The organism is Nocardia sp. NPDC057455 (genome assembly GCF_042802775.1).
Taxonomy (GTDB): Bacteria; Actinomycetota; Actinomycetes; order Mycobacteriales; family Mycobacteriaceae; genus Nocardia.
This window is the reverse complement of record NZ_JBHVDM010000190.1, coordinates 1-2,633: the sequence shown is the minus strand read 5'-3', so window position 1 is coordinate 2,633 and position 2,633 is coordinate 1. Positions and strand designations below refer to the sequence as shown.

At 69.7% G+C, this 2,633-nt stretch carries 2 protein-coding genes; both read left to right on the top strand.

Annotated elements, in window-relative coordinates:
• Window positions 1-84: 84 nt before the first annotated feature.
• Window positions 85-1,326 (top strand): M20 family metallopeptidase, encoded by a 1,242-nt coding sequence (locus ACFU5M_RS34325; protein ID WP_379055761.1) that lies wholly within the window; start codon window positions 85-87, stop codon window positions 1,324-1,326.
• A 116-nt stretch (window positions 1,327-1,442) separates the two neighbouring features.
• Entirely contained in the window at window positions 1,443-2,591 is a 1,149-nt protein-coding gene (locus ACFU5M_RS34320; protein ID WP_379055763.1) for a M20 family metallopeptidase, read from the top strand.
• The last annotated feature ends 42 nt before the right edge of the window (window positions 2,592-2,633 follow it).

Here is a 2,633-nt window from a genome sequence, read left to right as displayed (position 1 = left end):
TCACTCGGACGCGAGCCACAAAGGGGCCGCGAACACCCAGCGCCGAAGGCGCTGGAAATCAAATACAGTGCGAGACTGTGTTGCATGCCACCATCGCGCAGCGGGCGCCGAGAAGCGCAGCACGACGGCAATGCCGTGTGCGAGGTCGACGCTGCCGCGCGCAGTGACGCCGCCATCCGCGCGGCGGCCGCCGAGCTGATCGGGCTGTCGCACTCGATTCACGACGAACCCGAGCTTGCTTTCGAGGAAATTCGCAGCGTCGCCAAGACCATCGCGCCGCTGGCCGGGCGTGGTTTCGAGATCGAGAGCGGAGTCGCCGACCTGCCGACGGCCTTCCGTGCGCGTTATGGCAGCGGGTCGCTGACCGTCGGTCTCTGCGCGGAGTACGACGCGCTGCCCGAGATCGGGCACGCTTGCGGGCACAACATCATCGCCGCGGCCGCGGTGGGCGCGGCGCTCGGCCTCGCCGAGGTCGCCGACGCACTGGATCTCACCGTGCTGGTGTTCGGCACACCCGCCGAGGAGAGCGGCGGTGGCAAGGTGCTCATGCTGGAGCGCGGAGTGTTCGACGACGTCGCGATGGCGATGATGGTGCACCCGGGTCCGCTCGACATCGTCGGCGCCCGCTCGCTGGCTCTGGCCGACGTGTCCGTGGTCTTCCACGGGCGTGAGGCGCACGCCAGCGCGGCCCCGGAGCAGGGCCGCAACGCGGGCGACGCGGTGACCGTCGCGCAGGTCGCCCTGGGATTGCTACGGCAGCATCTCCTGCCCGGCCAGCAACTGCACGGTATAGTCGGCGACGGTGGCGTAGCTCCCAACATCGTGCCCGGACGTGCGGAACTGCTGTATTACCTACGCGCAGTCGACTCCGCATCCCTCGACGATCTGATGCGACGAGCGTCGGCTTGCTTCGAGGCGGGCGCCCTCGCGACCGGCTGCACCCACGAAATCCGGACGCTCGCGCCGACGTATACCGAGCTGACCCCGGATCCGGAATTACTGCTCGTGTATCGCGAGCAGCTCACCGGATCGGGACGCGTGCCGCTCGCTCCGGAGTTCGAGGCGCAGCGGCCGCTGGGCAGCACCGATATGGGGAACGTCACCAACGTCATTCCGGGCATTCACCCGGTCATCGGCATCGATGCCGGTGGTGCGGTGACACATCAGCCAGGCTTCGCCGCGGCCAGCGTCAACGCCTCGGCGGATCGTGCGGTCCTCGACGGTGCGCTCGCGCTCGCGCGTACCGCAATCGCCGTCGCCCGCGATGACATCTATAGAGACAGGTTGTTGCAACGGCTAGTTCAACGACAGGAGGACATTCGGTGAGCACAACCGGCCGTTCGGCGGCGCAGGCGACGGGCCCGGCAGTGGGCGTCCGCGTAGCCACGGAGGGCCCCGGCAGCTCCGCAGCGTCGGAGACCGTGGGATCCGGGCGGGAAGCGGTGGAGTCGTGGCTGGCCGACCACACGGTCGATCTCGTCCAGTGGCGCAGGCACATCCACGCCAACCCGGAACTGTCCCGTACCGAGTTCGGCACCACCGAGTTCGTCTCGGCGTGGCTGACCAAGGCGGGTCTGACGCCGCAGGTACTGCCCGGCGGCACCGGCTTGATCTGTGACATCGGACCCGACGGCCCGCGAATGGGCCTGCGCGCCGACATGGACGCGCTGCCGTTGCAGGAATTCACCGGACTGCCCTTCGCCTCGACGGTGCCGGGCGTGTCGCACGCGTGCGGCCACGACGCGCACACTTCCATTCTGCTCGGCACCGCACTGGCCTTGGCCGAGGCGCCGGAGCTGCCGGTCGGCGTGCGGCTGGTCTTCCAGCCCGCCGAGGAGATCATGCCGGGCGGCGCGATCGACGTGGTCGCCGCCGGTGCGATGACCGGCGTGGAGCGGATCTTCGCGCTGCACTGCGACCCGCGCCTCGAGGTGGGCCGGGTCGGTATCCGCGTGGGCGCGATCACCTCCGCCGCCGACACCATCGAGCTGGTGCTCGACTCGCCGGGCGGCCACACCTCCCGTCCACACCTGACCAGCGACCTGGTCTACGCGATCGGCTCGGTGATCACCGGCCTGCCCGGCTTGCTCAGCCGCCGCATCGATCCGCGCACCAGCACCGTGATGGTGTGGGGCGCGGTGAGCGCGGGGAAGGCGCCCAACGCCATCCCGCAGACCGGCATGCTCACCGGCACCATCCGCACCGGAGATCACGCCACCTGGTCGTTGCTGGAGCCGATGGTGCGGGAGATCGTCGACGGCTTGCTCGCCCCGACGGGCGTGCGTTACCAGCTCAACTACCGGCGCGGCGTGCCCCCTGTGGTCAACGACGAGCATTCCACCCGCATCTTCGAGGACGCGATCCGCGCGCTCGGCCCCGACGCGCTGGCCGACACGCCACAGTCCGGCGGCGGCGAGGACTTCTCCTGGTACCTGGAGAAGGTGCCGGGCGCGATGGCGCGCCTGGGCGTCTGGTCCGGCGAGGGCGAACAGCTGGATCTGCACCAGCCGACCTTCGACATCGATGAGCGGGCGCTCGCGGTCGGTGTCCGGGTACTGAGCAATCTCGTGCTCGACGCGGGCTCTATCTGATTTCCAGCGCCTGCGGCGCTGGGTGTTCGCGGCCCCTTGTGG

Excerpts from the sequence above, each read along its gene's own strand:
- ACFU5M_RS34325 (WP_379055761.1), top strand. The coding sequence starts at position 85 with ATGCCACCATCGCGCAGCGGGCGCCGAGAAGCGCAGCACGACGGCAAT.